The sequence below is a fragment of the Pseudoalteromonas sp. NS-SX12 genome, from assembly GCF_057367955.1.
The window spans coordinates 190,987-217,283 of record NZ_CM170635.1; the positions used below are offsets into that span (position 1 = coordinate 190,987).

Annotated in this window: 24 protein-coding genes; 13 read left to right on the plus strand and 11 right to left on the minus strand. The window is 40.2% G+C overall.

The features are described from left to right. Positions 1-57: 57 nt before the first annotated feature. The 3 genes from AC2IOM_RS15055 to ppk1 are packed head-to-tail and all read right to left on the minus strand — an operon-like array spanning position 58 to position 3,899. Entirely contained in the window at positions 58-276 is a 219-nt protein-coding gene (locus AC2IOM_RS15055; RefSeq protein WP_486360258.1) for a hypothetical protein, read from the minus strand. Between the two features lie 54 nt (positions 277-330). After that, positions 331-1,830, minus strand: a complete 1,500-nt coding sequence (locus tag AC2IOM_RS15060) for a Ppx/GppA phosphatase family protein (protein WP_486360259.1) — start codon at positions 1,828-1,830, stop codon at positions 331-333. Next, on the minus strand, positions 1,830-3,899 hold the full coding sequence (gene ppk1 / locus AC2IOM_RS15065) for a polyphosphate kinase 1 (protein ID WP_486360260.1): 2,070 nt from the start codon (positions 3,897-3,899) through the stop codon (positions 1,830-1,832). The genes AC2IOM_RS15060 and ppk1 overlap by 1 nt, the downstream gene beginning before the upstream one ends. Positions 3,900-4,966: 1,067 nt before the next feature. Here ppk1 and hisG point away from each other — a divergent pair. Genes hisG through hisIE form a run of 8 tightly spaced genes read left to right on the plus strand, consistent with a single transcriptional unit; the run spans position 4,967 to position 11,968 of the window. Next, positions 4,967-5,866: an ATP phosphoribosyltransferase gene (hisG, locus tag AC2IOM_RS15070; RefSeq protein WP_010559139.1), complete on the plus strand. Its 900-nt coding sequence runs from the start codon at positions 4,967-4,969 to the stop codon at positions 5,864-5,866. A gap of 3 nt (positions 5,867-5,869) precedes the next feature. Next, on the plus strand, positions 5,870-7,165 hold the full coding sequence (gene hisD, locus AC2IOM_RS15075) for a histidinol dehydrogenase (RefSeq protein WP_486360261.1): 1,296 nt from the start codon (positions 5,870-5,872) through the stop codon (positions 7,163-7,165). Then, a complete protein-coding gene (gene hisC, locus AC2IOM_RS15080) occupies positions 7,162-8,214 on the plus strand; it encodes a histidinol-phosphate transaminase (protein WP_486360262.1) in 1,053 nt (350 codons plus the stop codon). The genes hisD and hisC overlap by 4 nt, the downstream gene beginning before the upstream one ends. Before the next feature lie 5 nt (positions 8,215-8,219). Further along, positions 8,220-9,281, plus strand: coding sequence for a bifunctional histidinol-phosphatase/imidazoleglycerol-phosphate dehydratase HisB (gene hisB / locus AC2IOM_RS15085; RefSeq protein WP_138630759.1), 1,062 nt, complete (start codon positions 8,220-8,222; stop codon positions 9,279-9,281). Then, on the plus strand, positions 9,278-9,862 hold the full coding sequence (hisH, locus tag AC2IOM_RS15090; RefSeq protein ID WP_486360263.1) for an imidazole glycerol phosphate synthase subunit HisH: 585 nt from the start codon (positions 9,278-9,280) through the stop codon (positions 9,860-9,862). The genes hisB and hisH overlap by 4 nt, the downstream gene beginning before the upstream one ends. An 8-nt stretch (positions 9,863-9,870) precedes the next feature. Further along, a complete protein-coding gene (gene hisA / locus AC2IOM_RS15095) occupies positions 9,871-10,605 on the plus strand; it encodes a 1-(5-phosphoribosyl)-5-[(5-phosphoribosylamino)methylideneamino]imidazole-4-carboxamide isomerase (RefSeq protein ID WP_486360264.1) in 735 nt (244 codons plus the stop codon). Then, a complete protein-coding gene (hisF, locus tag AC2IOM_RS15100; protein WP_138630765.1) occupies positions 10,587-11,360 on the plus strand; it encodes an imidazole glycerol phosphate synthase subunit HisF in 774 nt (257 codons plus the stop codon). Before hisA ends, hisF begins: the two co-directional genes overlap by 19 nt. Next, on the plus strand, positions 11,357-11,968 hold the full coding sequence (hisIE, locus tag AC2IOM_RS15105) for a bifunctional phosphoribosyl-AMP cyclohydrolase/phosphoribosyl-ATP diphosphatase HisIE (RefSeq protein ID WP_486360265.1): 612 nt from the start codon (positions 11,357-11,359) through the stop codon (positions 11,966-11,968). The genes hisF and hisIE overlap by 4 nt, the downstream gene beginning before the upstream one ends. Positions 11,969-11,978: 10 nt before the next feature. Here hisIE and AC2IOM_RS15110 read toward each other — a convergent pair whose 3' ends face one another. Beyond that, a complete protein-coding gene (locus tag AC2IOM_RS15110; protein ID WP_486360266.1) occupies positions 11,979-12,503 on the minus strand; it encodes a DUF6436 domain-containing protein in 525 nt (174 codons plus the stop codon). Next, entirely contained in the window at positions 12,493-13,971 is a 1,479-nt protein-coding gene (locus AC2IOM_RS15115) for a methyl-accepting chemotaxis protein (RefSeq protein ID WP_486360267.1), read from the minus strand. The genes AC2IOM_RS15110 and AC2IOM_RS15115 overlap by 11 nt, the downstream gene beginning before the upstream one ends. Before the next feature lie 286 nt (positions 13,972-14,257). On the opposite strand from AC2IOM_RS15115, the gene AC2IOM_RS15120 reads away from it, so the two are divergent. Continuing rightward, positions 14,258-14,770, plus strand: coding sequence for a hypothetical protein (locus tag AC2IOM_RS15120; RefSeq protein WP_486360268.1), 513 nt, complete (start codon positions 14,258-14,260; stop codon positions 14,768-14,770). 103 nt (positions 14,771-14,873) lie between these two features. On the opposite strand, the gene dnaJ is transcribed toward AC2IOM_RS15120, so the two are convergent. Together dnaJ and dnaK are read right to left on the minus strand one after the other, a co-directional pair. Further along, positions 14,874-16,013, minus strand: coding sequence for a molecular chaperone DnaJ (dnaJ, locus tag AC2IOM_RS15125; protein WP_100915229.1), 1,140 nt, complete (start codon positions 16,011-16,013; stop codon positions 14,874-14,876). Positions 16,014-16,150: 137 nt separating this feature from the next. Beyond that, positions 16,151-18,073 carry a molecular chaperone DnaK gene (gene dnaK, locus AC2IOM_RS15130; RefSeq protein ID WP_010559127.1) on the minus strand — a complete coding sequence of 641 codons (1,923 nt, stop codon included), beginning with the start codon at positions 18,071-18,073 and terminating at the stop codon, positions 16,151-16,153. Positions 18,074-18,291: 218 nt separating this feature from the next. Here dnaK and AC2IOM_RS15135 point away from each other — a divergent pair, with 218 nt between their 5' ends. Continuing rightward, the gene (locus AC2IOM_RS15135) at positions 18,292-19,080 is read left to right on the plus strand and encodes a thioesterase family protein (RefSeq protein ID WP_486360269.1); all 789 of its coding nucleotides are present in this window, start codon (positions 18,292-18,294) and stop codon (positions 19,078-19,080) included. 125 nt (positions 19,081-19,205) lie between these two features. Here AC2IOM_RS15135 and AC2IOM_RS15140 read toward each other — a convergent pair whose 3' ends face one another. Next, on the minus strand, positions 19,206-19,907 hold the full coding sequence (locus tag AC2IOM_RS15140) for an amino acid ABC transporter substrate-binding protein (protein ID WP_486360270.1): 702 nt from the start codon (positions 19,905-19,907) through the stop codon (positions 19,206-19,208). A 109-nt stretch (positions 19,908-20,016) separates the two neighbouring features. Next, complete coding sequence (locus tag AC2IOM_RS15145) at positions 20,017-21,129, minus strand: arginase family protein (protein ID WP_486360271.1); 1,113 nt, start codon at positions 21,127-21,129, stop codon at positions 20,017-20,019. A 373-nt stretch (positions 21,130-21,502) separates the two neighbouring features. On the opposite strand from AC2IOM_RS15145, the gene AC2IOM_RS15150 reads away from it, so the two are divergent. Both AC2IOM_RS15150 and AC2IOM_RS15155 read left to right on the plus strand, forming a co-directional pair. Continuing rightward, positions 21,503-22,582, plus strand: coding sequence for a YjgN family protein (locus AC2IOM_RS15150; protein WP_486360272.1), 1,080 nt, complete (start codon positions 21,503-21,505; stop codon positions 22,580-22,582). Then, a complete protein-coding gene (locus AC2IOM_RS15155; RefSeq protein ID WP_486360273.1) occupies positions 22,582-23,598 on the plus strand; it encodes a M48 family metallopeptidase in 1,017 nt (338 codons plus the stop codon). Before AC2IOM_RS15150 ends, AC2IOM_RS15155 begins: the two co-directional genes overlap by 1 nt. A gap of 320 nt (positions 23,599-23,918) precedes the next feature. Here the strand turns inward: AC2IOM_RS15155 and AC2IOM_RS15160 are convergent, their stop codons facing one another. After that, the gene (locus AC2IOM_RS15160) at positions 23,919-24,341 is read right to left on the minus strand and encodes a hypothetical protein (protein ID WP_486360274.1); all 423 of its coding nucleotides are present in this window, start codon (positions 24,339-24,341) and stop codon (positions 23,919-23,921) included. A 101-nt stretch (positions 24,342-24,442) separates the two neighbouring features. Here AC2IOM_RS15160 and AC2IOM_RS15165 point away from each other — a divergent pair, with 101 nt between their 5' ends. Continuing rightward, positions 24,443-24,748, plus strand: a complete 306-nt coding sequence (locus AC2IOM_RS15165; RefSeq protein WP_054978798.1) for an Mpo1-like protein — start codon at positions 24,443-24,445, stop codon at positions 24,746-24,748. A gap of 32 nt (positions 24,749-24,780) precedes the next feature. Here the strand turns inward: AC2IOM_RS15165 and AC2IOM_RS15170 are convergent, their stop codons facing one another. Continuing rightward, on the minus strand, positions 24,781-26,244 hold the full coding sequence (locus tag AC2IOM_RS15170; protein WP_486360275.1) for a cobyric acid synthase: 1,464 nt from the start codon (positions 26,242-26,244) through the stop codon (positions 24,781-24,783). Positions 26,245-26,297: the final 53 nt, after the last annotated feature.

The following is a 26,297-nucleotide window of genomic DNA, read 5'->3' on the forward strand; positions in this document are numbered from 1 at the left end:
TTTGCGCGTATTAATAAGACTAAAGGCGGTGTTAAAACATGAGCTCTTAGGTGAGAATCAAGCCCAAGTGTCAATATGCTCCTCATCATCTTCACTTGTATGGCTTTCTTTTGTCGTATCTTCTTTTTGTTTTTTAAGTTCGGAAAGAGTTGCCTCATTCTTTTTAAGGCGCACTTTTGTAGCCTTATTATCGCTCACGCCAACGACATATAAGGTAGATTTGTCCACTGGGTGCACAGTGTTAATACGCGGCAAAAATGGGATTAAAATATCCATACATTACTCCTAGAACTTACCTATATATCGGCTAGGTTATAGTTTGCTTTAATATTAACGGTTTAAGCAATTTAAGTTGATGCCATGGAGTTCCAGTAACATAGCTTCTTTTTCGAAGTCTGCTTGTAATAGAGGTTGTTCTTGCCACCAATTATGCTCAAACGTTACATCTATCGAGTGCTCTAAAAACTTGATCTGGTCAATTTTAACAAAGTCACATTGACGCTTTTGTGTAAACAACAGTGCTAATCTAAAGATAGAAATCGCCTGCATAAATTCTTTAAAATCTGTATTTGAGTCAAGCTGTTCAGATTCAAATTTTAATTTCTTTCGATGATTCCGTACTAATAAGGTTAACAGCTGCTGTTCTTCTTGGCTAAAACCGGGAAGTAAACTATTCGCGATTATGTAAGCTGAATGCTTACGAATGTTAGACGAACTTATGCTTAAGCCTACTTCATATACGTCTGCAGCAAAAAAGACGATTTTCTGCAATTGCAAATTTACATTCCAACCTTTGTTTGCATGTTCAAACAACCAAGTAAGCATCGCTTTTACACGACTAGATTGACTTTTATCACAGTCAAAACGCTGGGCGAAGTTATCAATGCTTTGCTGCTTTAGGTTCTGATTGTCGCTGCAATCAATTAACTCGTGTAGTACCCCCTCGCGTAATGAGAAATCACAATACGATAACGACTTAATATTGAGTAACTCAAAGCACGCAATGGCAATCGCGACAGCAGAGCAGATAATACCTTTACGCTCTTCACTCAGTCCTAGCAACTCGATATATTCAATATCGCCAAACGAAATCAACTTATGCTTGATTACGTTTAAGTCTGATAAAGTGATTTGATCATGCTCTGAGTCATTAACGAGTGTGTGCTGTACGATACTCAAAATTGCTTTAAAGCTACCCGATGTACCAATAGCGCACTGCCAGTTGGTATTTTGATATGCATTAAGAATTGGCTCTATTTCTTGGCTCGCAGCAACAATGGCACGGTTAAAACTATCATGTGAAATAGAATTATCAGCAAAAAACATTTGCTGAAATGTAACACATCCCATGCTTCGGCTAGCAAGCTGATGCGTATTGGATCCTTTGCCAACAATAAACTCGGTGCTGCCACCGCCAATATCTATCACCAGTCTTATATCGTTATCAACACGATAATTAGCAACGCCTTGGTAAATTAACCGTGCTTCTTCCAATCCAGAAATTACATCAATATTAAATGGAATGATTTTTTTCGCACGTTGAATAAAGTGATATTTATTTTTTGCTTTTCGTACCGTGTATGTGGCTACGATTTTTACGTGATTTGCGTTAAACCCTTGCAGCGTTGTCGCAAACTCTTTTAATGCAGTTTCAGCTCTGACTATCGCGTCATCGCTTAAATTGCCGGCTGCGTCTAACCCTTCAGCTAAATGCACTTTTAGTTTTTCTTTGTGTAAGATTTCTAAACGGCCGCTTATTTGCCTTGCAACAATCAACTGGAAACTATTTGAACCAATATCTAACGCAGCAATTGTTGCAGTGCTTTTCATTAAGAGTTTTCTCGCTTTTTCAGGTAATCATAAATTGCAATTTGAGAGCGAAGCTTCATTTTATTGCCTCTACGAACGTAGTGGTTGCGTTGGCTTGAGTCTATTAATCGCGCTTTAGCACGGTCTTTAAATTGCAATTCAAGAATATCAATTATTATTTGTTTTAACGCATTATCGTAAATTGGAGTCGCCACTTCAACTCGATGATCGAGGTTTCGCGTCATCCAATCTGCCGACGAAATATAGACCTTTTCGTCACCCGAATTATGAAAAACCATAACTCGAGGATGCTCTAAAAATCGGTCGATAATACTGATAATACGAATATTTTCTGAAATTCCCTTAATATTGGGAATCAAACTACACATACCGCGAACGATAATACGAACTTGCACCCCAAAGGTCGACGCCTCATAAAGCTTATCAACCAAGCCCGTATCAACTAAGTTATTGACCTTAAGCGTAATTGCAGCTGGTTGCTTTAACTTTGCTTGGCTAATTTCGCTGTCGATTAGTTGATAGATTTTTTCACGCGCATTTACCGGTGAAACCATTAAATGTTCAAAGTTAAACGACTTGTAACTGTATTCAATAAAACGGAATACATCGGTGGCTTCGCGAGTTAGGTAAGAATGTTTAGTAAACAAGCTAAAGTCAGTATAAATATTTGCGGTTTTTTCATGAAAATTGCCAGTACCAATGTGTGCATACTTTTCAATCACACCTTTTTCTTTACGGTACACCAAACATAATTTTGAATGTACTTTTAAACTTGGAATACCAAATATTACTTTTACACCCGCTTCTTTTAACAATCGAGACCATTCAATATTATTTTCTTCGTCAAAGCGCGCTTTTAGCTCCACCATCACAGTGACTTTTTTACCATTTCTCGCCGCGTTGAGTAGCGCACTGATCACACGTGAGTGCTTTGCAACTCGGTAAATGTTGATCTTAATTTGCGTCACTTTTGGGTCGTAACTTGCTTGCCTTAAAAATTCAGTGAGGTGATTAAAGGTATGATAGGGATAATAAAGTAAAATATCACCAAGACTAATCGCTTTAAAAACATTGTCTTGCTGACTAAATTCTTTATTTTTTAAGGCCGGTAATGGACGGTTTTCAAGGTATTTACGCCCAACATTCGGAAATCCGATAAAGTCCTTAAAATTACGATATCGTGCCGAACCAATAGTCGAATCATATTGTTTAACACCCAATTTTTTACACAAAATTCGTAGCATTGCTTCGGGCATATCATCATCATATACCAAGCGCGTAGGCTCAGAGTTTAAGCGTTGTTTTAACCCTTTAGACATTTTATCAAGTAAACCTTCGTCTACTTCATCATCAAGGTTGTACTCAGCGTCGCGCGTCAGTTTGAACGCGTGACCTGATATGTCATCAAACTTATAAAGCCCGGTAAAAATATCGCGCAAAAAGTACTTTATTAAGTCATCTATTACGACAATGTGCTTATCTTTTTTGTTACGTTTGCTAGGTAAAATGACAAAGCGATTAATGGTTTGTGGCACTTCAAGTGCTGCATATTGCTCTCGCTCACCGTTAAGCGAAACCAAAATATAAACACACGAATCATTTAGGTGAATTTTCTTCTCTGGGGCATCACTGACTTTAATTGGCGTCATGTGATCGAGTACATTATTGATAAAATACTCGCTTAACCATGCTCGTGCTGCTTCATCTAGCTGTTCTGGCTTTGAGATGTAAATATTATAACGCGCTAAATCGATTAAAATTTGTTGGTAAATATCGTCAAACTTCTCGTTGAGCTTGAGTACTTTCTCTTGAATTTCGGCAAGTAACTGAATGTGCGTAGAAGGAAGCTTTTTAACTTCATCGAGTAAAATTCTGCGTTTAACATCGGCAACACGTACTTTAAAAAACTCATCAAGATTATTAGAGAATATGCCTAAAAAGCGGATGCGCTCAATAATCGGGTTAGTTTGATCTTTTGCTTCTTGTAACACGCGTTCGTTGAAAGACAACCAACTTAATTCTTTTTCAAAATATAACGGCGTCGCCGAGATATTAGATTCCATTTCCATGTAATACTAATTTATGCAATTAACTTATAGATTAGTTTATGTATTTTTTATTGCACAATTATTACGTGTTAACAGTAACTTAAAAAACGCGCCAAACGAGTCCAATAAAATCCATTTATAATGGCATGGGTTTACATAAACTCTTTTTGTCATTTGCACAGCGCGCGCACTTTTTACAGACAAAGCGAGGGGTATTAACTAACGCCGCTAGCTTTTCTAGCTTTTGCTCAATTTCTTTGCGCTTCCATTCACACAAAGTTTTACTCACATCTAACCTCAAATAACTAATCTAACGCCGTTGTTGAAACGGCTACTTTACTACCAGACCAAACAAACTAAGTCCAAATTGCGCTTTACGCTAAGCCCTAGTGATAAATTAAACACTATTTTATAAAACAAGCGTAATTTGACCTAATACTTTTATTTTTAATTAGGGAGTTTCTGTTGCATTTAAAATGTACATATTACTTTAATTATCTTTCAACATTAATGTATTAGCTATTGAGTACATTAAAATTGCAGTGTTGATAATTTTCCCCTTGATAAGCTGCTTTCTTAATCAAACCTGATACTAATTATTCGACTAATTTTGTCGTCAGGTTAAACATAAACCATCAAACAAGACAAAATACCCACTTGACCAATTTAATCAATAAAACACACTAAAAATGACAATTTAACTTGTATATACAGGCCTATACAAGCTAATTTTAAAGCACCAACCAACAAGGTTAAGATGTTGTTTTTATTGATATGTTATTTTTTGAAATATAGTATTCACAATTAAGATGCTATTTTTTATTGCAAAGCATTAAAATTCATGTTTTTCTATAAATACAAAAGCCAAACAGGCTTATTATTTAAAAGGTTTATATCATGCTAAATACACTGAACACTATTCATCACCATCATACAACGGAGTAGCTTTCAGGTATTTCGCTGGAGGGCTATTCCGAAAATATGTCCTCTGGTAATCAACAAGAATGAGCCCGAGGACAACCTCGGGCTTTTTTGTAGCCCAAATTAAATTTAACGCATTATTAGAATTAAATATTGGGAATGAGAAAATGAGTGATAACAACCGTCTACGCATTGCGATTCAAAAATCAGGGCGTTTATCAAAAGACTGCCAAGACCTACTTAAACAACTGGGTGTAAAACTAAACTTACGTGAACAACGCTTAATTGCACACGCTACTAACATGCCAATTGACGTATTGCGTGTACGTGATGACGATATCCCAGGGTTGGTAATGGACGGCGTGTGTGACTTAGGCATCGTTGGCGAAAATGTTCTCGTTGAAAGCCAAGCTGAACGTGCTGCACAAAGTCTAAATGCCGAGGTGACTAAACTTGCAAAACTCGATTTTGGTTACTGCCGCCTAGCACTTGCCTGGCCACAAGAGTTAGGTCAGTTGCCGTTGAGTTGGTTTGAAGGCAAAAAGATTGCGACTACCTACCCTGAGATTTTAAAGCAATATCTTAAAAATCAAGGGATCAACGCATCGACTGTGCTACTTTCAGGGTCAGTTGAAGTCGCGCCGCGTGCAGGCCTTGCCGATGCAATTTGTGATTTGGTTTCAACGGGTGCGACACTCGAAGCAAATGGTCTTTTGCAAGGCGAAACCATCTTAGAGTCTAACGCCTGTTTAATTCAAAACCCGTCAATGGATAACCAGCAAAAGCAAGCGTTGCTTGATACTTTACTACCTCGTCTAAAAGCGGTGCGCCAAGCTAAAGAAAGTAAATATATTATGCTTCACGCGCCTAAAGCGGGATTAGACGAAATTTGCGAATTGTTACCAGGTACGGGCAAACCAACCGTATTATCACTTGCCGGCACTGACGATTTAGTTGCGTTGCACATGGTTTCTAGTGAAACGCTTTTCTGGGAAACCATGGAAGCATTAAAAGAAAAAGGTGCAAGCTCGATTCTTGTAATGCCAATCGAAAAGATGATGGAGTAAACCGTGAACGTTTGGTCGCAACTTTCCGCTGCACAACAAGACGCTTTATTGGCACGCCCTGCTCAACAAGATCAGAGCGCACTGCAAGCGCGTGTTCAAACTATTATCGATACCGTCAAAGAAAATGGCGATAAAGCGATACTTGATTTTAATCAGCAGTTCGATAATAACCAAAGTGAACAGCTTATTGTGCCACAAAGTGAAATTGATAATTCACCCGCGCTATTAAGTACTGAATTAAAAACCGCTATTGATATTGCGTTTAAAAACATTACTAAATTTCACCAAGCACAATTACCCGTTACGAAAATTATTGAAACACAACCTGGCGTGTGTTGCGAGCTGCGTTATCAACCAATTCAAGCAGTTGGAATTTATGTACCTGGTGGTACTGCTCCCCTGCCTTCGTCGGTATTAATGCAAGGTGCCCTTGCAAAACTCAGTGGCGCTAAAACCATTGTGTTAGCAACACCGGTTAAAGGCGATATGGCGATTAATCCTGCCATTTTGTATGCTGCAAAATTATGTGGTGTGACCACGCTTATTAAATCAGGTGGTGCAGGTGTTATTGCAGCAATGGCTTTCGGTACGGATTCCGTACCCAAAGTAAATAAAATCTTTGGCCCGGGTAACAGCTATGTGACGATGGCAAAACAGTTAGTTGCTCAGCAAGCTACTGGTGTTGCAATTGATATGCCTGCGGGTCCTTCTGAAGTGCTTGTAATTGCCGATGAAGGCGCAAACCCCGCTTTTGTTGCCGCAGATTTACTATCACAGGCCGAACACGGTGAAGATTCTCAAGTAGTTTTAGTATCAAACTGCGAAACGTTAATAAATGAAACCAAACGTGAAATTGACGCGCAACTAAGTACACTTTCTCGTAAGGCGATTGCTCAAAAAGCATTGTTAAACTCGCCTTTTATATTAGTTGATAGCATTGAGAGTGCGATTAAGGTATCAAACCAATATGGGCCGGAGCACTTAATTGTACAAACACGTGATGCTGCAGATATTGTAGATAAATTCTATAACGTTGGTTCGTTGTTTGTTGGCGATTATACGCCTGAATCAGCTGGCGACTATGCCTCAGGTACAAATCACGTGTTACCGACGTACGGCTATAGCCAAGTTTATTCCGCGCTTAACTTAATGGACTTCTTTAGAACCTATACAGTGCAAACCATTTCACAGTCTGGCTTAGCGCAACTTGCAAACAGTATCTTGCCGCTAGCAGAAGCTGAGGGATTAGACGCACACGCAAACGCGGTGTCAATCAGGTTACAGGAGGCCAAATTATGAGCCGTGAATTTGCCCCAGAATATATTCAATCACTGAAAGCGTATAGCTCTGCAAAAAGCGAAAAACTAAGTGGTTCAACGTGGTTAAACGCCAATGAAAGTCCTTATGCAAAAGAGTATGCACTAAATTTAGATAACTTAAACCGTTACCCAGATCCGCAACCTGAAAACGTGATCAACGCATACGCGCGCTATAGCAATCTTACAGGCGAAAACATTTTGATGACACGTGGTGCAGATGAAGGTATTGAGTTATTGGTACGTACCTTTTGTCAAAATGGTAAAGACAGCATCGCACAATTTTTACCGACTTACGGCATGTATAAGGTAACCGCAGAAAGTGCCAATGTTGCGTTAGTAAATTTAAGCCAAGCGCTTTTAATTGATGCACCACAGTCAGAGCTTTTAGATTGTGTTGGTAACGCCAAGTTGGTATTTGTCTGTAATCCAAATAACCCAACCGGTAACGTGCTTCCACTGTCTCGAATCGAAGAGATTGTAAAAGCATTTGAAGATAAAGCCATTGTCGTCGTTGACGAAGCTTATATTGAATTTTGTGAAGAATTTACAGCGGCAGGGTTAATCGAAAAGTATCAAAACCTGGTGGTTTTAAGAACCTTATCAAAGGCATTTGCATTAGCGGGTTTACGCACCGGATTTGTGTTAAGCAATCCAGAGCTAATTAAAACAATGCGCAAGGTGCTAGCGCCGTACCCTGTATCGAGTGTGGTTGCCGCAATAGCCGAACAAGCGCTTACAAGCTGCAACATCAGTAGCGTTAAACGCCAAGTGTCAATTATAAACAACAATCGTGCAACACTTATTAATCAGTTATCTGCGTGCAAACACGTGCGTAAGGTGCTACCGAGTTTTGCAAATTTTGTCACTATCCAGCTGAGCGATAAAAACCACATAGCGGCGGCTATGCAAAGTGGCTTAATTATGCGCCCTTTTACACTTTATGGCGAAGATAATTGGCTACGAATCAGTATTGGGTCAGAGCAAGAGCTTAACGTTGTATTCAACTGGCTACTAGAAATAAACGGATAATAATTATGGCAGTTCCTTACTTATTTATAGATAGAGACGGTACTTTAGTAGAAGAGCCAGCTATCGACAAACAACTTGATACACTCGAAAAGTTAGTTTTTGAGCCAGGCGTTATACCTGCGCTGTTACAACTGCAAGCTGCAGGTTATAAACTGGTTATGGTATCTAACCAAGATGGCTTAGGCACAGATAGTTTCCCACAGGCCGACTTTGACGCTCCGCATAATAAAATGATGCAGGTTTTTAGCGCATCGAACATCACTTTTGATGAGGTATTAATTTGCCCACACTTTGACGATGAAAATTGCGCCTGCAGAAAGCCAAAAACAGGGTTACTAAAAAAGCTGATGCAATCTGGCAATGTAGATTTAGCAAACTCCTATGTGATTGGCGACCGCCAAACCGATATTCAACTTGCTGAAAACCTGTGCTGTGAAGGTATTTTGTATACAGGCAACTGGCCTGAGATCGTAACTAAACTCACGACGCGTAATCGTACCGGCGAAGTTAATCGCAATACCAGCGAAACCCAAATCTCAGTTAGCGTAAACCTTGATTCGGGCAAACAAGGGGAAGTACAAACGGGACTTGGCTTTTTTGACCACATGCTCGACCAAATTCGTACGCACAGTAATATCGGCCTTAATATTAAGGCGTCTGGTGATTTACACATTGATGAACATCACCTTGTTGAAGATGTGGGTATTGCACTTGGTCAAGCACTTAAACAAGCGCTGAGTACCAAAACACAAATTGGCCGCTATGGTTTTTCGTTGCCAATGGATGAGTGTAAAGCAGACGCACAAATTGATTTATCGGGTCGTGCATCGTTCGTACTAAATGCTAATTTCTCACGCGAAAAAGTGGGAGACATGGATGTGCAAATGGTTGAGCACTTCTTCAAGAGCCTCACTGATAATGCAGCAATTAGCCTAATTTTAAGTGTGTCAGACGGTAATTGCCATCATCAAGTTGAAGGGCTATTTAAAGCGTTTTCACGTGCACTGCGCATGGCAATTGCCAAAGATGTTACCCAAACCACTGCCAGTTCTAAAGGATGTTTATGATAGCCATAATTAACACCGGTTGTGCAAACATTAATTCGGTTCGATTTGCATTTGAGCGTTTAGGCGCTCAGGTTGAAATTATCACAGAGCCAGAAAAACTTAACGATTTTCCTCGTGCTGTGCTGCCTGGTGTAGGTCATGCTTCAGTAGCAATGAAACGCTTAATTGATAACAACTGGCAAGATGCTATACGCAATTACAAAAAGCCTTTACTGGGTATTTGTTTGGGTATGCAGTTAATGTGCGATGAAACTGAAGAAGGTGGAGTGAAGACCCTTAGCCTCATTCCTGGAAAACTAAATGCGCTTAAAAGCGAGAGCCTAACACTACCGCATATGGGCTGGAATAATTTAGATTTAAAGTCAGACCACCCTATTTTAGCGGGCATCAATGGCAACGACCAAGTGTATTACGTGCATAGTTTTGCTCATGTGCCGAATCAATACACATTGGCATCAAGCAATTATAGTACTGAATTTTCAGCTATTATTGCCAAAGATAATTTTATTGGCATGCAATTTCACCCTGAAAAATCAGCCCGCGTTGGCGAACGTTTGCTGAAAAACTTTTTAGCGTTATAGGAACAATAATGATTATTCCCGCATTAGATATTTTACAAAATCGAATTGTTAGACTATACCAAGGCAAGTACGACACGGCACAATTTTATGATTTTGACTTTAAACAACGGTTAACAGAGTACGCAAATTCAGGCGCTGAACGAATTCACATTGTTGATCTTGAAGGCGCCCGTGATCCGGACAAAAAGCAATGGCAGTTCATACAAGAAGCATCAAACGAGCTCAAACTACCCTTTCAAATCGGCGGCGGCATTCGAAGCGAGTCAGACATATCCACTTGGCTGAGCGCAGGCGTACATCAAGTGGTGATTGGCTCGAAAGCAGTGACGGACAAGAGCCAAGTAAAGAATTGGATAAACACATTCGGCGCCGCTAAATTTGTAATCGCACTGGATGTTAACAAAGACGGTGAGACTTGGCGCCCTGCTACCCACGGTTGGCTCGAAAAATCCCCTTACGATCTGTTTGAATTTATTGAATTCTATAAAGAATTGGGCGTAAAAGACTTTTTGTGCACTGACATTAGTAAAGACGGCACAATGACCGGCCCTTCATTTAAACTATACCAAGACATTCTTTCAAAGTTTGATGATATTCGCGTGCAAGCATCAGGCGGTGTTAGTTCCCTTGAGGATATTAAGCAGTTAAAAGCGCTTAGTGTCGGTGGTGTAATTTTAGGTAAATCATTACTCGATAATGCGTTTAGCGCTAAGGAGGCTGTAACGTGTTATCAAAACGCATAATTCCTTGTTTAGACGTTAAAAATAATCAAGTTGTAAAAGGCGTTAAGTTCAAAGAGCACGAAATTGTGGGCGATATATTGGAACTTGCCGAGGCGTACTCGCAAGCAGGTGCCGATGAGCTAGTGTTCTATGAAATTACAGCGAGTGTTGAAAAGCGTTTACTTGATGTTACTTGGGTGGAGCAAATTGCCCGTTATATCAATATCCCATTTTGCGTTGCGGGCGGCATTAAATCGGTCGCCGACGCTGCAAAAGTACTCGAAATGGGCGCGGATAAGATCAGCATTAATAGCCCTGCAATAGCAAGGCCTGAGCTTATCAAAGAGTTACATGATGAATTTGGTAAACAGTGTGTTGTGGTTGGTATCGACAGTTTTTACGACAAAACCACAGGCGAATACCTCGTATATCAACTAACGGGCGATCCTAACGCATCAAGCCAAACACGCTATAAAACTCATGAATGGGTTAAGCAAGTGCAAGACTTAGGTGCCGGTGAAATTGTACTTAACTGCATGAACCAAGACGGCGTAAGAAAGGGTTATGACAATCAACAATTAAGTGAAATACGTGCGATTTGTGACGTTCCTTTAATTGCCTCTGGCGGCGCGGGTAAAATTCAAGATTTTGCCGACGTATTTTTACAAAGTAATGTCGATGGCGCACTTGCTGCATCAGTTTTTCACAAAGGCTTAATTGATATAACCGAGCTAAAACAAACCCTGAATCAACAGACAATTCCGGTGCGATTATGAAATTAGATCTATGCAATATTTCTGCTCTTGATTTTGATAAAAGTGAGCTTATTCCCGCGATTGTACAGGATGTGCAATCGGGGCAAATTTTAATGCAGGGCTTTTGTAATCTAGCGGCAGTTCAAACGACTCTAAAAATTGGTAAAGTAACTTTTTATAGCCGTTCAAAACAGCGTTTATGGACAAAAGGCGAAAGCTCTGAAAACTATCTGGAATTAGTATCAATGCATACTGATTGTGACCAAGATTCGTTATTAATACTCGCAAAACCGCAAGGTCCAACTTGTCACTTAGGCACACAGAGTTGTTTTGGTGATGCGAGCACCGACTTAAGCTTTTTAGGTACGCTTAACAGTGTTATTGCAAAGCGAAAAAATGACGACCCAGCCGAAAGTTACACTGCAAGTTTATTTGCCAAAGAGTTGAGTCGCAGTTGTCAAAAGGTGGGCGAAGAAGGTGTTGAAGTTGCCTTAGCAGCAATGAAAAATGACAACGAAGAGTTACTCAATGAATCAGCTGATTTACTGTATCACTTATTAGTTCTGTTACAACGACAAAACCTAGATATTAGCCAAGTTATTAATGTACTAAAAAATAGACATAAATAAGCTCTACTCGTTAACCAAGGTTGCAATAGCAACCTTGGGCATCAGTTAAAATAGTCGCGCCTAATGCGTTGTGCTCGGTATTGTCGTTGATGTACTGCTCGACAAGACCTTCGCCTTCGCTACAAAACATTCCTGTTGCATAAGGACCAAGATAGGTTAACTTACCATTTTGGTTGATTACTGCGACTGCAGGTACCGAAGGTATATTAAAACGATTATTATTTTTAAGCGTTATAGCATGATTTTTAAAGCCGTGTTCCGATGCAAGGTTTTTCACTGACACAACATGGCTTTGGGCAACATACTCACAAAAGCAATTATCCATTGTAAAGTGCACTACAGCCCCATTTCTAATACCTAAAGTTTCTTCAATTAGCGATGTAAATCGATGATCAAATTGAGTGTCCATCGCGTTACTCAAAAGTAAGCCGTTTACATCAAATTGCTTTGCTTTTAAGGTCGACAAGTACAATACACTGCTGGTTAAAATAACTGACCATACCGCTAACACAACCCAATGTAATTTAGAGATCAAAGCGTGATAACTCGCGGTTTAAGTTTTCAATATCGTTCTTCATCTCTTTAAAGCGTTGGCCGGACTCATTAGTATTGTGTTTTAATTGCTCTGAATTATGTGATAAGCGCTGTGTCGATTCAGAAATACTCGCCGACACCGTTGCTTGCTCGTTTGCAGCACTTGCAACCGACGCCATGTTATTAACCATACTTTCAATATTATCAACCACGCCCAGCATCATGTTAGATGCGTCTTTTGCCTGTGCAACCGTGTCTTCTGCTTGAACTAAACACTTGTCCATTTGCTCAACCGAAGATGACGCCTCATTAATTAACGCCGCAGTAATTTCACTGATCTGCTCTGCATTTTGACGCGTTTTCATCGCAAGCTGCCTTACTTCGTCTGCAACAACTGCAAATCCACGGCCGTGCTCACCGGCGCGAGCTGATTCAATTGCAGCATTTAACGCTAATAAGTTGGTTTGATCTGAAATCGATTTAATGGCATTCATGACTTCTTCAATTTGATTACACTTTAACGCAAGTTCACCAATTGTTTGCGATGTAGCCGCTAAGTCACCTTTCAGCCCTTCGATATTTTGCGCAGAACTATCAATAATTTGCTTTGTTTTATCAGTTCGGTTAAACGCATCGCTTGCACTTTCATTTGCTTCACTTGCTTGGCTCGCAACGTTCGCATTTGCCACTGTCATTTGTTCCGTTGCGGTTGCAATTAAGTTGATTTGACTGACATTTTCGTCGGTCGCACGCTCTACATCGTTAGTTAAATCTAACACAGCTTCAGAGCGTAGTAACACACCTTCACTTACGGTTTTGGTTTGTTTTATAAATCCACTTAACGAGGTCATTAACTTTTGATAATCAGAGCCATCTGATTGCTTGTTTGTAAACGTGGTTAAGTCGAACTTACCCTCTTTACTCAACACATCATGTATTGATTCTGATAATTTATACGCACTTACCGCCTCTCTATGCGTTAATTTAGCGACATACATTAGTACGCCGCCTTCGGTAATCGCAAAAAGCGCATGAATGATTAAAATGTAAAACGCTAAATGCCCTTGTTCAAATATGTAAATCGAGGCGCCTTGCGACTGCACAATAAAAAACAGAATATGATGAACGGCTATAAATAACACGCTCGACAAAATCACCTGCCAATCGCGGTAAAAACTTAAAAATGCCAGCATTACAAATATTTCGAAGTGTAATTCCGTTAACCCCATGGCTTGTTGAATATGGAGTGCTGCAAATAACTGAACCGCTATACCGACAGCATGGCGGGTAACTGATGCAAACGGTGCAGTGTTAATTAAAAATAGCGGCAATACGACAATAAGCAGGCCAATTGCAATACCTTCAAACCAGGTATCGGTAAAGAATGCGATAATTAACGTAATAATAAACTGGCCAATTAATACCGCAGAGAAAATCCGGTTTGCTTTTTCAATCCAAGGGTAATTCATTTAAACTTCCAAATAGTGCTCATAAATAAACGGTAATACAACACGAGTTGTACGTTTTGTAATGCCGAACGGCTCATTTTCCTATGCTACAATTTTAAATCTAAATTAAAAATTAGTATTTGATTTAGCTTTTGTTTATTGCAAATTTAACAATTAATTTTAAGCGTGATTAAATGCTAAACAATACACTTGTTGATAATTGATAAATCACAATATTGCTTACGTTAAGCATAGATTTTCTTTTTAAGTCTCGCTATGCTGATGACAAATTATTAGGGATAGCATTATGTTTCGTAAAATTTCTGCTGCATCGCTGTTTTTGCTTTTAGTTGGCTGCGGTTCAACACTCACTCCGACACAAACAGCCTACGTCGATAACTTGACCCCATGTGGAAAAATTCAAGGTTTAGTTGATGGTTTTGAAAATCAATTCGAGCCGCTTAAAGCAACACGTGTTCAAACTAAGTTCGGCGATGTGTGGACACCAAAGTACCATTTGCTAGGCAATAGTTGTCAAATTCTCGGTATGAATAACGAAAGAGTGTCTTACAAGTGTGCAAAGCAATACGATAACGAATCACAAAGCCGTGACGCGTTTGACTTAGCCGTAAATCAAGTAGCACAATGTTTGGGCAGCCAATGGCAAACAAATAACACAGCACAAAATCAAAGCCAACGAACGACATTTAAAAACGCCGAGCACGATGCCGTTATTAGTATTCAAAGCGGACAAACAAACGCCAAGTATAATAAAACGTGGCAAACATCCTTTGAAGTTGGCGGTTTAATTAAAAAATAAGTCCATATATTCATTATAAAAAATCAATAAAAAGGGCCCACAGTTGTGAGCCCTTTTTAATATTTTTCTTAGCTAAAGTAATAAACTAAGTTACCAAGCTAAATTACTTAGTTAAGTCATCAAAAAACTTCTTAACACCATCAAAGAATCCTTGCTCTTTTGGACGATGGCGCGAGCTATCACCGCCCATGCTCTCATCCAATTCGCGTAATAATTCTTTTTGACGTTCGTTTAAGTTAACCGGTGTTTCAATAATAACTTTACAGATTAAATCACCCACTGCACCGCCGCGAACAGACTTAACGCCTTTACCGCGCATACGGAACATTTTATCCGTCTGACATTCTGAAGGAATTTTCAGTTTTGCACGACCGTCTAGCGTTGGTACTTCAATTTCGCCACCAAGTGCTGCTGTGGTAAAGCTAAGAGGAACTTCACAATATAAATTGCTGCCGTCACGAACAAAAATTGGGTGTTCACGAACAGAAACCTGCACGTATAAATCACCTGCTGGTGCTCCGTGTTGCCCTGCTTCACCTTCGCCAGCTAAACGAATACGGTCGCCAGTATCAACACCTGCTGGAATTTTCACAGACAAGGTCTTGGTTTTTTCTACGCGGCCCTGACCATGACACTTATTACATGGATCTGAGATAATTTGACCGCTACCATTACATGTAGGACATGTTTGCTGAACAGCAAAGAAGCCTTGGCGCATTTGTACTTGGCCATGACCATGACAGGTACCACATGTTTGTGGCTTAGAGCCTTTCTTCGCGCCAGAACCATCACATGGTTCACATGACACCCAAGTTGGTACTTTAATTTCAACGTCTTTACCGCGAACTGCTTCTTCTAGACTTAAATCTAGGTTGTAGCGTAAGTCAGCACCACGTTGTTGGCGAGATTGACGTCGGCCACCGCCGCCGCCACCAAAAATATCGCCGAATACGTCACCAAAAATATCGCCAAAATCTGCACCGCCGCCAAAGCCACCGTGACCGCCGCCACCACCTTGTTCAAAGGCTGCGTGACCAAATTGGTCGTATGTTTGACGTTTTTGACTGTCGCCAAGTATTTCGTATGCTTCTTTTACTTCTTTAAACTTAGCTTCTAAGTCTTTGTCGCCTGCGGTACGATCTGGGTGATACTTCATAGCAAGGCGTTTGTATGCCTTTTTAATATCACGATCGCTAGCGTCTTTTGCAACGCCTAGTACTTCATAATAATCGCGTTTTGACATAATTACTGCTTTCCCCGTTAGTTGGCTAACTGCATTTGCATTGCCCCAGCGGGGTCTTTAGCCTCAAAATTCATAAAACCTTTAGATACACTAAGGGCGCGTCTGAGTCGAAACCCGCGCGCCCTCTTTAAAGTAAATTACTTTTTATCGTCTTTTACTTCTTCAAACTCAGCGTCAACAACGTCGTCATCTTGCTGTGCTTGTTGCTGTTGGCCTGCGTCGCCGCCAGCTTGTTGCGCTTGTGCATTTGCTTGCGCAATTTCCATTAGTTTTTGCGATTTTTCGATAAGCGCTTGCGTTTTCGCTTCGATTTCAGCTTTGTCATCGCCTTTCACTGCTGTTTCTAGCTCTGAAAGTGCTGCTTCAATCGCTGCTTTATCGTCAGCTGGTAGTGCGTCACCTGCTTCTTCGATTTGCTTGCGTGTACCGTGAACCATTGCATCACCTTGGTTACGCGCTTGTACTAGTTCTTCAAACTTCTTATCTTCTTCTGCGTTTGCTTCCGCATCACGTACCATTGCATCGATTTCATCATCGCTCAGACCTGAAGACGCTTGGATTGTGATCTTCTGCTCTTTACCCGTGTCTTTATCTTTTGCAGATACGTGTAAGATACCATCAGCGTCAACGTCAAACGTTACTTCAATTTGTGGTGCACCGCGTTGTGCAGGGCGAATACCTTCTAGGTTGAATTGACCTAGTGATTTGTTCGCGCTTGATTGCTTACGCTCACCTTGAAGTACGTGAATTGTTACCGCGCTTTGGTTGTCTTCAGCAGTTGAGAATACTTGTGACTTCTTCGTTGGAATCGTTGTATTCTTCTCGATTAATGCAGTCATAACCTGACCCATTGTCTCGATACCTAGCGAAAGAGGAATAACGTCTAGTAGTAGTACGTCTTTTACGTCACCCGCTAAAACACCACCTTGAACCGCAGCACCCATAGCAACTGCTTCATCAGGGTTTACGTCTTTACGAGGCTCTTTACCGAAGAAATCAGTAACTGCTTTTTGTACTAGTGGCATACGTGTTTGACCACCCACTAGAATTACATCGTTAACATCGCTAACAGAAAGATCTGCGTCAGCTAATGCCTTTTTAAGTGGCTCTAGTGATTGCGTTACGAGATCTTCAACAAGTGACTCTAACTTAGCACGCGTTAGTTTAACGTTCATGTGCTTAGGACCTGACGCATCAGCAGTTACATACGGAAGGTTAACTTCTGTTTGTTGTGCACTTGAAAGTTCGATCTTCGCTTTTTCTGCAGCTTCTTTAACACGCTGCATCGCAAGTGGATCCGTCTTTAAGTTGATGCCTTGGTCTTTTTTGAATTCTTCAACTAGGTAGTTGATAACGCGGTTATCGAAATCTTCACCACCTAAGTGCGTGTCACCATTGGTTGCTAATACTTCAAACGTGTGCTCGCCTTCTACTTCATCAATTTCGATGATAGAGATATCGAATGTACCACCACCTAAGTCGTAAACAGCAACTACGTTATCGCCTTGCTTCTTATCCATGCCATATGCAAGTGCAGCAGCCGTTGGTTCGTTGATAATACGTTTAACATCAAGGCCCGCGATACGACCCGCGTCTTTTGTCGCTTGACGTTGAGCATCGTTAAAGTATGCCGGTACAGTAATTACTGCGCCAGTTACCGCTTCACCTAAGAAATCTTCTGCTGTTTTCTTCATTTTCTTAAGAACTTCAGCTGAAATTTGTGGTGCAGCGCGTTTTTCGCCTTTCGCTTCTACCCATGCATCGCCATTGTCTGCTTTAACAATTTTGAATGGCATGATGTCGATATCACGTTGTACTTCTTCGTCTTCAAAACGACGACCGATTAAACGCTTGATTGCGAATAATGTATTTGTTGGGTTTGTTACCGCTTGACGCTTTGCAGGTTGACCTACAAGCGTTTCACCTTCGTCAGTGTATGCGATAATTGATGGGGTTGTACGATCACCCTCTGCATTTTCAATTACGCGTGGCTTATCGCCGTCTAATACTGCAACACATGAGTTTGTTGTGCCTAAGTCGATACCAATAATCTTACCCATGGAACCTCTCCTACTTCTTTAATTCTGTATCAAAAAATGATTAATTCGTTTAGATGGTTACTTAATAGGGGTGGGGTAATGACAATTCAACTGTAAAACGTAAATTTTTTTTAAAATTTTGAAATTTTTTTTGCAATGATGAATTTTGATACAACAAGTGGTCATACCACTGTATTTTTGTTATAAACAAACTAGTTACAATAACAAATGAATTTCTTATGCATTTTGATCAATTATTAGACCAAGTTAATTCACGTCTTACCCAGTTAACCTTCCCTGCAAACTGGTGCCAAGGCCGCACAGCCTTCGGTGGTATTTCTGCAGCTATGCTGTACACCGCAATGCGCACTGTAATTAATGACGAACGTACGTTACTGTCACTGAGTACTAATTTTGTTGGCCCGCTGATCGCCGATGCGCCATTTAATATTGAGCTTTCACTTTTGCGTGAAGGTAAAAATGCATCACAGATTGAAGCAAGAATTATTCAAGACGGAAAAGTCGCGGTGATTGCCCTTGCATGCTTTGCAATAAAACGTGATTCAAATGTGATTGTTGAAAATAAAGCGACATGCCCGTTGGCACCGGTTAATGAAGAAAACCTTACCCCTTATATAGAAGGCGTAACTCCCCAATTTTTCCAACACATGAGTTTTAACATTCAAAAAGGTGCTATGCCGTTTTCAAATGCATCGAATGGCGAACTTGCAGGATGGATGCGTTTAAAAGAAACACCGAGAGATTTAACTGTTGCGCATATATTAGCGCTGACAGATGCGTGGCCGCCTGCACAATTACAAATGTATGCAAACGTTGCTCCTGCTAGTTCAATGTCTTGGTATATTGAGTTTTTACCTCACCAGCCATTAGCAGCTGACGCTTGGCTTGGTTTTGATGCGTTTACCCATCATAGTCGCGATGGGTATGCCTGTGAAGAAGCGAACATTTATAATCAGGCGGGTGAATTATTGGCTATGAGTCGCCAAACCGTTGCGCTGTTTGATTAAGCTAAAAGTTATTATTTAAGCGCTCATTAAATGGGCGCTTAAATGCCACCGATGCTCACCTAATATAACGCTATTAATCTAATTTGCATTGCTCAATAAAAAACCAACAATAAAGACATTTAAAACTAATTTACCGCTTCAAACCCAGCTTTTAGTTTAGTTATCATATCGTCGCTAATTTTAGTATTGCATGCAAAATATAAACTCGTTGCTTCTTGTTTAAATTTGAATACCTTGGTTAATTCAGGAGTGGTTTTGTCAATTTCGCGCTGTGTTTTGTATTGCTTTTCGTTCAATACAATAAGATCAAGTACATGTTTACGCTGCTTCATAATGTGGAACAATCTATCGACATTCTCAATCACTAATAATTGCGCGCCTAATTTAAACCCGTGTTGCGTTAAATAATGATGGCTAAAATTGTTTTCTATTACCGCGGTTTTGTATTCTTTTGCGGCGAGAATTGACTCTAATTTAATTTGTTTTTCGGGTAAGGCATAAAAATAAGCCGTAAAGTGGCTTAGTTTAGCAACCCACTTAAAATGAGGTTCACGCATTGGTAAACGAGCGAGCGAAAAGATACACGCATTTGGGTCGCGTAGCACCCCGTTATAAGCAAGTGACCAGCCAAGTACATTTAGCTCATAATCAATATTTGCAGCATTTAACGCACGATGTACTTTATCGAAATTGGGCCCGACAAATTTCCCGTGCTCATTGTAATATTGAAAGCCACTTAAATTTTCAGTGAATACCGTCAGTTTACCGAACGCACTAATAGGCATTAAGCATAATAAGACATACAGTGCGGCTAATCGGTTTACCATCTTTACCTTTTTGATAAATCACGGGGTTTCATACTGTTAAGTGTAAACCCTGTTATTGACTTTAGAAACTATAAGAGCAAAAAAGGTGCCATTTGGCACCTTTTTTAATTTACTTACTGTTCATCGCATCAATTAACAAGGCAGAAATTTTGGCTCCCTCTCGCAATGTACTTTCAGACGCTTGTTTACCACTGTGTGACGCATCGGTAAACGGCGCAATTTCCATCATATCTGCGCCCGTAATTGGGAACTCTTTAGCAAGTGCATTTAAAATTAGCATTGCTTCATCTGGCGTCATACCATCGTATTCAGGTGTACCCGTTGCCGCTGCAAATGTTGCATCAAGAGCATCGATATCAAAACTGACGTAAAGCTCGTCGACATTATCTGCTTTTAGCTGTGCAATTACTTGGTCAACAATCGCTTGTGCGCCCTTTTCTCGAATCTCATGCGCCCAATGCTGTTTAACACCAAATGTTGATTCCCAATGAGTTTTATCTTTACCACTTGAGCGAATACCAAACTGAATTAAATGATGTGGTGCCGGTAAAAACTCCAGAATATGTGTACACCAAGAGCCAAAACATAAATCAATACCTAAACGCTCAACAAGTAAGTCGGTGTGTGCATCAAAGTGAATAATTGCAGTGCGTTTACCTTGCGCACGTTTTGCCTTTAAGTACGACTTAGTTAATGGGTAACTAATTGAGTGGTCGCCACCAATACCAAAAATCCCTTTATCTGGGAAATTGGCGTAAAAGTCATCACAGACATCTTCGGTAATTGATAATGGGCTTACGTGATAATCGCTGCTTTCATCTTGATAAAGCGCTTTTTGACAGTTTGAAATCGTACCGTCGTTTAAGTATTTATCATGTAGCAGGTGTGGAATAACGCGCACATCACCTAAATCGAATGTTTTCGCATTTGGTTGTTGTTCCATTAAGGTGCTGCGTAAAAATAGCGGCCCCCAGTTTGCGCCGCGTAAAATGCCACCGCCGCAATCTGAACTAATGCCTAACGTTACTGCGCTATATTCACTTTGTTCAATAGTTTGCAGACTATCACGCCACAGCGAATCGATGTTTTCGGTCTGACCATAGATTGACTGGTGCAGCGCTTCTTTTCGCTCTTTCGCCGTGTTAACAGTGAAAACACCATTACCCGGTGGGCATAAGCAATTTGTTACTTTTTCTATAAATGTGTTTTTAGAGTCGCTCATATTCAGCTCCGAACAAAGCATAATCAGTCATATAATTATGCATAGATTAAAAATTTATTGCTGGAAATACCATTTATTACTAAATCCGCTCGTTACAAAACTAAGCAAGGTATCTTTTAATGGTCTTTAATTATTAACTCTTTGTATTTGTTAAAAATTGGTTTAGTCGATAAACCCAACAATAATCTACATGCCCCTTTCTTAGAGGCTTTGCCTTTGAATGTCAAATCAACTACAAGAAACAACCCGTAATCACCTGAAGATTTATTCAAGCTAACTGCATAGCTTTTCATATAATTATCAAGTTCTAATTTGTAACTAAATGATTTATAATGCGTTCGCTTAACAATTACATACAATCAGGAAACGTTTAATGGAACTAAACACAGCGCCGCAAACTCGCCGTTCGCAAGTTCAATTCGCAGGTCAAACTGGCCAATTTTTTTCAATCTGGATAGTTAATATTGTGCTTACTGTACTCACCCTTGGCATTTATTCTGCTTGGGCTAAAGTCAGAACACATCGCTACTTTTACAGTAATACCAGTGTCGATGGGCACCAATTTACCTATCTTGCTAATCCAATCCAAATTTTAATTGGCCGCATTATTGCCGTCGTATTATTTGCTATATACGTTGGTAGCGTTCAATTTGTTCCAATTCTTGGCTTATTTATTATGCTTATCGCACTGTTTTTAATGCCTTGGGTTATTAACCGCAGTATGCGATTCCAACACCGCATGACAAGCTATCGAAATGTACGTTTTGGTTTTAACGGCAGCTATGGCGAAGCGTTTCTTGTTTTCATTATTTTCCCAATTTTATCGGTATTTACCTTTTACCTATTAGTGCCTTGGGTGATGAAGAAAATTAATTCCTATATTTTAAACAACATTACTTATGGTGATCGCAAAGTTGAGGCAACGCTGTCTACAACAGATTACTATGTTGCCGCATTGTTAGTTGTTGCAGTGTCAATTGGTGCCATGTTTGGTTTTGCAATTGTTATCGGTATCGGCGCCGCTATTTTTGGTGCGACTGTTGATATGGCTAATTTAGATTCAGCAGGTATGAGTGCTGCCGCATTTGTAATTGCGCCAGTTGCTGCGCTGTTGTATATCGGTATGTTTGCGCTTATTACCGGTATTTATCAAGCACGTATTCGCGCACACAACTTTGCTAACAGCGAAATCAAAGACGTTGCTAAATTTGAGTCAACAATTACTGAGATGCAATTTACACGTTTAGTATTCTTTAACTTAATCGCGATTGGTTTGTCACTTGGCTTAGCTTACCCGTGGGCAAAAATTCGTGCAGCACGTTATTTTGCAAACGGTACGTTTGTAGAAATCCATGAAAACGCAGATAACGTGATTGATGATATGACCTGTGATCAATCCGCTATTGGTGAAGAAATCGCAGAAGTATTCGACTTAGATATTGCCATCACCTGATGAGTCAACTAGTCGATGGTAAACTCTATCAAGCTGGCAGCACACGCTCGTGTGCTGTTAAGCTGGTAGTAACAGAATCTCATATCAGTATCATTCAAGACGGTGTTGAATATGGAGCCCATAATTTAAGCTCTATTTCGTTGAGTGATGCAATTCCCGGGGTCGCAACCGAAGTTCGCTTTGAAAATGGCGACATGTTTATTCCCAATGACAAATCTTGGCGTGTTCAACGCCAAACAGGTTCACTGCTTAGCACGTTAGAAAGTCATAAAATCAGTGTGTTTGCCAGTATCATTTTAGCGCCGCTACTCATTTATTGGCTTATTATGGTTGCTATGCCTGCGCTTGCCAGCAAAAGTGTTGATTGGTTGCCACCAAGTGTGCCGAACTACATGGGCGAGCAAAGTTTTACGATTTTAGAAAAGGCGTTTCTTGAGCCATCTGAACTTAATGAACCCACACAACAACATATCGAACAGCTGTTTTCAAATGCCACAACGGCTTTGAATTTAGACAAAGAGCGCTATCAAATATTTACATACCAAAGCGCGTACTTTGGTGCTAACGCACTTGCGCTACCTGACGGTACTGTAATCGTAACCGACGATCTTATTACGCAATTACGCGAATATGGTGAAAACAAGTTAGATAGCATGTTAATGGCTATTATTTTGCATGAAATTGGTCATGTTGAAGGTAAACACGGTATGCGTTTAGTCGCGCAGTCTTTATCAAATGCCATTGTGTTTGCGCTGTTATTTGGCGATCTCGAAACCGTAGGCGAGCTATTTGTTGGTGCCAGCTCGACCTTAGTGCAAGCTAGCTTTTCACGCGATATGGAAAGTGAGGCGGATGATTTTGCACTTAAACATTTAACTGAATTAGGTTACTCACCCAGTGCCTTTGCCGATGCCATGGATAGCTTTGATGCAAACGGCTCAGGTGATTTTCTTAAGTACCTAAGCTCGCACCCTGCTATAAAAGAGCGTATTGAAAAGGCCAAACGCTTTAAATAATACCAACTGCATAAAAGTGCAGAGGTATACTTAGAGCGTATTGGTCTCTATGGTCTAAATTCTGTTCAAATCCAAAGCATTTTGATCGCGGCGTTGCTTTGTAGCCTTGCGGGCTACGTTAAGAAGCAACAACAAAGAACAAAACGCTTTGGGTGAAACTGTAAGCAGCACTTGCTTGGCGTTTATGCTGTGGGTGCAGGGTAATAGCACAACGCCTTAATCGCTCATTTATGTAAATAATTACACTACAATCGCTCTACTTCGTCTAAATGCCAAACAAACAGCTGTAGAAATCGACTACAAAAGTCAACACTCTTTAATTACCAATATTCTCTAACGGCAATTATTTTACCGTTAGAGAATTCAAATAAACTCACAATATTATCACTTGAACGCGCATACCATTTACCATTAACACGTTGTTGCCAAGTACTTTTTTGCTTAACAAATGCTGCATTTAACGCGAACTCGATATGTATTATCTCAGTTTTTACATTACGCGTGCGCGTTTGCTTCATGCGTTCGTTAAGTGCATTCACCCACTGCTCTTTGTTTAAATGAATTTGGAAACTTGGTTGATAATATTCAAATTGCGTTGCTGTTAACTGAGATAAGCGAACGATTGTACTTTGCTTATCAATTGAATCATTGAGCGTAATAAACTGTGTTACTTGGGCGCGCATGTGTTTTTCAGAAAGTGGCTCAGCTGACGCATAACAAAATTGCGTAGAAAATAATAACAAAACGATTACGTACCAGTTTCGCAATTGATTAGATTCCCAAATTGATTTACTGTTAAAAATTCTACAATAAACAACTTAAACGTTAAGTCAAAGGTTTTGCGATGGCGAAAGAGTACCATTCACTTGCAGCATTTTACCCATTTTATTTATCCCAACACACTAACGTTCTGTGTAGAAGATTGCATTTTTGCGGTTCGTTAATTGGCCTATTTTGTTTGCTTTTTGCTGTGCTAAACCAAAACTACTGGTTAATCTTAGCCGGTATTGGCGTTGGCTATCTGTTCGCTTGGATTGGACACTTTGTATTTGAAAAAAACAGGCCAGCCACATTTCAATACCCACTCTATAGTTTTGTATGCGACTGGCTTATGTTTCGCGACATACTGTTGCGACGAATTCCTTGGTAAATGAATTACTTGAGTGTGTTGATGTTTTCGTTTTAATTTAAACTTAATAACTGTTTTATCACATTAATAGGAAGTACTTTTTCAACTTCTGTCGCTAGTTTCTCTATCTGATTATCTTTTTCACTTTCATAGTCAAATCCAGTTGCACCAGTTAAGCCTGCCCACTCGAGGAGTTGTGATAAAAAGCGTGGGTTGTCTAGTACACCGTGTAAATACGTCGCTTTTATTTGCCCATCTTGTGATTCATAGCCATCGAATTCACCGTTTGCAAGTTTAAACAATCGTTTTACCGTTGCGGTTTCAATTGTTTTACCTGCATGAATTTCATAGCCTGAAATAGCACTTCCACTCGTTAAGCAATGTGCCTTTGTTTGACTTAAAGTTTTCGCGCCTTGTAAAGTGGTTTCAATTGGCAAGTAATTTAGGCCAACCATTTCATCTCTATTAGACTCAATATGTTTAGGATCATAAAGTCGTTTCCCTAACATTTGCATACCACCACAAATCGCAAATACTTTGCCGCCATAGCGCAATTGACGCGCGATAAATTGCTGCCAATGGTTATCAACAAGAAACGACAAATCACCCATGACACTTTTTGAACCGGGTAAGATAAGCAAGTCACACTTATCTACTGCGTTTGGCGTACGGGCATATCTTAGATTGACGTTTGGATGCAATCTTAACACATCAAAATCCGTATGATTTGATATGCGAGGGTAAACCACTACCGTAATATTAATTGCGTTATTTGTGCTTAATATTTGATTAAAATCGAGTGCATCTTCTGGCTCTATATATAAATCAGGTATATAAGGAATTGTTGCGAGTACCGGAATACCTAACTTGTTTTCAAGCCATTGGTTGCCCGGTAGCAGTAAATTTATATCTCCTCTGAATTTATTAATTACAAACCCAACCACTCGGGCTTTTTCTGTATCAGATAACAACTCATATGTACCAACAAGGTGTGCGAATACACCGCCTTTATCTATATCGGCAACGATAATTACCGGACAATCTGCCGCTTCTGCAAAGCCCATATTAGCTATATCACGATCGCGTAAATTAATCTCAGCAGGCGAGCCAGCGCCTTCGACAATCACTGCATCAAATTGTTGCGCTAAGCGTTGATGTGATTCAAGCACAGCACCAAGTAATTGCGGCTTCATTTGATGATAATCAACCGCATCTGAATTACCAATTGCTTTACCATGCACAATAACTTGCGCGCCAATATCAGAATTTGGTTTTAACAACACCGGATTCATATCAACATGAGGTTCAATTCTAGCCGCATCAGCTTGTACAGCCTGCGCACGACCAATTTCGCCCCCCTCTGCGGTAACCGCGCTATTAAGCGCCATGTTTTGCGGCTTAAACGGCACTACTTTGACATTATGGTTGGCTAATATACGGCAAAGTGCCGCGACCAGCACACTTTTCCCAGCGTCTGAGGTTGTGCCTTGAACCATCAATGTATGCTTGGCTTTCATACAAATCTCTATACATATTTTTGCTGCACACTAACAAATTAACGGACCATTGT